Annotated in this window: 4 protein-coding genes; all 4 read left to right on the plus strand. The window is 40.0% G+C overall.

The window, feature by feature from the left end; all coding sequences use genetic code 11:
- Positions 1-168 precede the first annotated feature (168 nt).
- The gene (locus ADM33_RS08130) at positions 169-1,245 is read left to right on the plus strand and encodes an aspartate-semialdehyde dehydrogenase (protein WP_049504392.1); all 1,077 of its coding nucleotides are present in this window, start codon (positions 169-171) and stop codon (positions 1,243-1,245) included.
- Between the two features lie 49 nt (positions 1,246-1,294).
- Positions 1,295-2,230: a 4-hydroxy-tetrahydrodipicolinate synthase gene (gene dapA, locus ADM33_RS08135; protein ID WP_049504393.1), complete on the plus strand. Its 936-nt coding sequence runs from the start codon at positions 1,295-1,297 to the stop codon at positions 2,228-2,230.
- 112 nt (positions 2,231-2,342) lie between these two features.
- A complete protein-coding gene (gene dprA, locus ADM33_RS08140) occupies positions 2,343-3,200 on the plus strand; it encodes a DNA-processing protein DprA (protein ID WP_083279658.1) in 858 nt (285 codons plus the stop codon).
- A gap of 118 nt (positions 3,201-3,318) precedes the next feature.
- Positions 3,319-5,406, plus strand: a complete 2,088-nt coding sequence (topA, locus tag ADM33_RS08145; RefSeq protein WP_049504395.1) for a type I DNA topoisomerase — start codon at positions 3,319-3,321, stop codon at positions 5,404-5,406.
- The last annotated feature ends 198 nt before the right edge of the window (positions 5,407-5,604 follow it).

Consider the following 5,604-nt stretch of genomic DNA (forward strand, 5'->3'; position numbering starts at 1 on the left):
CGCGGGGCTGGGACTACGAAATCGAGACTTTGTCTATCGATTTCTGTCCCACCGCCTTTTCTTGTCAATTTCAGAAAATAGATAGGAAAAAGACTTTTCAATTTTGGTAAAAAGTAGTATAATGTTTCTATTATAGAAATTTTTAGAAAATTCCGAAAGAGGTTTGTTATGGGATACACAGTTGCTGTTGTTGGCGCTACAGGTGCCGTTGGTGCTCAAATGATCAAAATGTTGGAAGAATCAACTCTTCCGATCGATAAGATTCGTTACCTTGCGTCTGCACGTTCTGCAGGAAAGGTCTTACAATTCAAAGGTCAAGATGTGACCATCGAAGAAACAACAGAAGATGCTTTTGAAGGGGTTGATATAGCTCTCTTCTCAGCTGGTGGATCAACTTCTGCAAAATACGCACCTTATGCTGTAAAAGCAGGAGCAGTCGTCGTAGATAACACTTCTTACTTCCGTCAAAATCCAGATGTACCATTGGTTGTTCCTGAAGTGAATGCTCACGCCCTTGATGCTCACAACGGAATCATCTCTTGTCCTAACTGTTCAACAATTCAAATGATGGTGGCTCTTGAGCCAGTCCGTCAAAAATGGGGCTTGGACCGTATCATCGTATCAACTTATCAAGCAGTTTCAGGTGCTGGTATGGGAGCAATTCTTGAAACCCAACGAGAGCTTCGTGAAGTCTTGAATGACGGTGTTAATCCACGTGATGTGCATGCGGAAATCCTGCCTTCAGGTGGAGATAAGAAACACTATCCAATCGCCTTCAACGCTCTTCCGCAAATTGACGTCTTCACTGACAATGACTACACTTACGAAGAGATGAAGATGACCAATGAAACCAAAAAAATCATGGAAGACGATAGCATTGCCGTATCAGCAACATGTGTACGTATTCCAGTTTTGTCAGCTCACTCTGAGTCAGTCTATATTGAAACAAAAGAAGTAGCACCAATCGAAGAAGTGAAAGCAGCTATTGCTGCCTTCCCAGGTGCAGTTCTTGAAGATGATGTTGCTCACCAAATCTATCCTCAAGCAGTAAATGCTGTTGGTTCACGTGATACATTCGTTGGACGTATCCGTAAAGACTTGGATGCAGAAAAAGGTATTCATATGTGGGTAGTATCTGATAATCTTCTTAAAGGTGCAGCTTGGAATTCAGTTCAAATCGCAGAAACACTTCACGAACGTGGTCTAGTACGCCCAACAGCTGAATTAAAATTTGAATTGAAATAATGTGTAGGAGTTCATTTGAACTCCTTCTTTAAAATAGAAAGGTGTTTATATGTCTTATCAAGATTTAAAAGATTGTAAAATTATCACGGCCTTTATTACTCCTTTTCATGAAGATGGGTCAATCAATTTCGATGCCATTCCAAAGTTGATTGAACATTTATTAGCACATCACACAGACGGAATTCTCCTAGCAGGAACAACTGCTGAGAGTCCGACTCTGACTCACGATGAGGAGTTGCAGTTGTTTGCGGCTGTTCAAAAGGTTGTCAACGGCCGAGTTCCTTTAATCGCTGGTGTTGGTACCAATGATACACGTGACTCTATCGAGTTCGTCAAAGAAGTAGCGGAATTTGGTGGTTTTGCGGCTGGTCTTGCGATTGTTCCTTACTACAATAAACCATCTCAAGAAGGTATGTACCAACACTTTAAAGCTATTGCAGATGCTTCTGATTTACCTATTATAATCTATAACATTCCAGGTCGTGTAGTTGTAGAAATGACTCCAGATACCTTACTTCGTTTGGCGGAACATCCAAATATCATTGGTGTTAAGGAATGTACCAGCCTTGCCAATATGGCTTACTTGATTGAGCATAAGCCAGAAGAATTCTTGGTATACACTGGTGAGGATGGAGATGCTTTCCATGCTATGAACCTTGGTGCAGACGGAGTTATATCTGTTGCATCCCACACAAATGGGGATGAGATGCATGAAATGTTCACTGCAATCGAAGAAAGTGATATGAAAAGAGCGGCAGCTATTCAACGTAAATTTATTCCTAAGGTTAATGCTCTATTCTCTTACCCGAGTCCGGCACCTGTTAAGGCAGTACTCAACTATATGGGATTCGAAGCTGGGCCTACTCGTCTACCTTTGGTTCCTGCGCCTGAAGAGGATGCTAAACGCATTATCAAGGTTGTTATTGATGGGGATTACGAAGCAACCAAGGCAACTGTCACCGGAGTTCTTCGTCCTGATTACTAAAATTTTCATTATTAATAATAGAAACTTCCTAAACAAGTCAATTTGTTGGGAAGTTTTTTTCTTTTTTTACGAATAAATAGATAGAGAGAAAAATAAGGAGTCTATCATGAAAATTAAGATTGATAATTTTGAGATTTATAAGTTGAAACAAGCAGGTCTAAGCAATCAACAAGTTCTAAAGGTTCTTCAATATGGAGAAATTTATGATCAGGAATTAAGCTTAGAAACGATAGCAGAAGCATCTGAGTGTAGAAATCCAGTGGTTTTTATGGAACGTTACCATAAACTCACCTTTGAAAGTATGGAGAGATTAAGAAGTGACTTTGAAAAATTTCCCTCATTTTCCATCCTAGACGATGTCTATCCCTTTGCTCTCAGTGAAATCTATGATGCTCCAGTATTACTATTTTATAAGGGCGATTTAAATCTTTTAAAGTTGCCTAAGATTGCAGTTGTAGGCAGTCGCTCTTGTAGTCAAACAGGGACAAAATCAGTCCGTAAGGTTATTGAAGAACTGGAGAATGAGCTGGTGATTGTGAGTGGGCTTGCTAGAGGGATTGATACTGCAGCGCATATGTCTATTCTTCAAGGTGGTGGAAAAACTATTGCAGTTATAGGGACTGGCTTGGATGTCTATTATCCCCGATCTAATAAACGACTGCAGGACTACATCGGTGAATATCATTTGCTACTGAGTGAATATGGACCGGGTGAAGAACCTTTGAAATATCACTTTCCAGCACGAAATCGGATTATTGCTGGCTTATGTATGGGTGTTATCGTTGCTGAGGCAAAGATGAGATCTGGTAGTTTGATTACCTGTGAGCGAGCTATGGAAGAAGGAAGAGATGTTTTTGCTATTCCGGGTAGCATTTTAGATGGTCGTTCAGATGGTTGTCATCACTTGGTTCAAGAAGGTGCAAAACTTGTTTCGAGTGGTCAGGATGTGCTAGCAGAATTTGAATTTTAAGAACTAGCAAGGTTTTATCGGTTAAACTTTTCTTCTATATATAAGAGTTAAGTCTTGACAGGTTTTTAAAAATGGTTTACACTTTATAAAGTTTATTACTTTGAAAAGGTGTGATACTGTGGCTACGGCAACAAAGAAAAAAAAATCAACAGTTAAAAAAAATCTAGTAATCGTGGAGTCGCCTGCAAAGGCTAAAACGATTGAGAAATACCTGGGTAGAAATTATAAGGTTTTAGCCAGTGTTGGTCATATTCGTGATTTGAAAAAATCCAGTATGTCAGTCGATGTAGAAAATAATTATGAACCCCAATATATCAATATTCGTGGGAAAGGTCCTCTGATCAATGACTTGAAAAAAGAAGCTAAAAAAGCCAGTAAAGTCTTTCTCGCAAGTGACCCGGACCGCGAAGGAGAAGCAATTTCTTGGCATTTGGCTCATATTCTGAATCTAGATAAAAATGATGCTAACCGTGTTGTTTTCAACGAGATTACCAAGGATGCGGTAAAAAATGCCTTTAAAGAACCTCGTAAGATTGATATGGATTTGGTGGACGCCCAACAAGCACGTCGTATCTTGGACCGCTTGGTAGGTTATTCTATTTCACCAATTTTATGGAAAAAGGTCAAGAAGGGCTTATCAGCTGGCCGTGTTCAGTCTGTCGCGCTCAAGTTAATCATTGACCGTGAAAATGAGATCAATGCTTTTCAACCAGAAGAATATTGGACTATTGATGGAGTCTTCAAAAAGGGGACTAAGCAATTCCAAGCATCCTTCTATGGAATGAATGGCAAGAAGATGAAATTGACTAGTAATGAAGAGGTCAAAGAAGTCTTGTCTCACCTATCCAGCAAAGACTTTACAGTGGATCAGGTAGATAAAAAAGAGCGCAAGCGTAACGCTCCACTACCTTATACTACCTCAACTATGCAGATGGATGCAGCTAATAAAATCAATTTCCGTACTCGAAAGACCATGATGGTTGCCCAGCAACTCTATGAAGGGATTAATATTGGTACGGGCGTCCAAGGTTTGATCACCTATATGCGTACAGACTCGACTCGTATCAGTCCAGTTGCACAAAATGAAGCTGCAAGCTACATCAATGAACGTTTTGGTAGTAAGTATTCTAAGCATGGTAGTAAGGTCAAAAATGCTACTGGTGCTCAAGACGCCCATGAGGCTATTCGTCCATCGAGTGTCTTTAATACACCTGAAAAGATTGCTAAATACTTAGACAAAGACCAACTTAAGCTTTATACACTTATCTGGAACCGTTTTGTAGCGAGTCAGATGACTGGTGCTATCTTTGATACCATGGCTGTTAAGTTCTCTCAAAATGGAGTTCAATTTGCAGCAAATGGTAGTCAAGTTAAGTTTGATGGTTACTTGGCCATTTACAATGACTCAGATAAGAATAAGATGTTGCCGGACATGGCAGTTGGTGATGTGGTCAAACAGGTCAATAGTAAACCTGAGCAGCACTTCACTCAACCCCCAGCACGTTATTCTGAGGCTACTTTAATTAAGACCTTGGAAGAAAATGGGGTTGGACGTCCATCAACTTATGCACCCACTATTGAAACTATTCAAAAGCGCTATTATGTGCGTTTGGCAGCCAAGCGTTTTGAACCGACAGAACTGGGAGAAATTGTCAATAAACTGATTGTTGAATACTTCCCAGATATCGTCAACGTGACCTTTACAGCTGAAATGGAAGGTAAACTAGATGATGTCGAAGTTGGTAAAGAACAATGGCAACGAGTCATTGATGAATTTTACAAACCCTTCTCTAAAGAGGTTGCCAAAGCCGAAGAGGAAATGGAAAAAATCCAAATCAAGGATGAGCCAGCGGGATTTGATTGTGAAGAGTGTGGTAGTCCGATGGTGATTAAGTTAGGTCGTTTTGGTAAGTTTTATGCTTGTAGCAATTTCCCAGATTGCCGTCATACACAGGCTATCGTGAAAGAGATTGGTGTTGAGTGTCCAAGCTGTCATCAAGGTCAAATTATTGAACGAAAAACCAAGCGTAATCGTATCTTCTATGGTTGCAATCGCTATCCAGAATGTGAATTTACTTCTTGGGACAAGCCTGTTGGACGAGATTGTCCAAAATGTGGCAACTTCCTCATGGAGAAAAAAGTCCGTGGTGGCGGTAAGCAGATTGTTTGTAGCAATGGTGATTACGAAGAAGAAAAAATCAAATAAAAAAATGAGTCCTGAAAGTAAATTTCAGGCTCTTTTTGATTAGTGCTTGACAAAATTCATCATTGTATGCGAAACTAGAAGAAGATTATTTTATACTCAATGAAAATCAAAGAGCAAACTAGGAAGCTAGCCGCAGGCTGCTCAAAGCACTGCTTTGAGGTTGTAGATAGAACTGACGAAGTCAGTAACATATATACG

This window comes from Streptococcus oralis (assembly GCF_001075875.1).
GTDB lineage: Bacteria > Bacillota > Bacilli > Lactobacillales > Streptococcaceae > Streptococcus > Streptococcus oralis_I.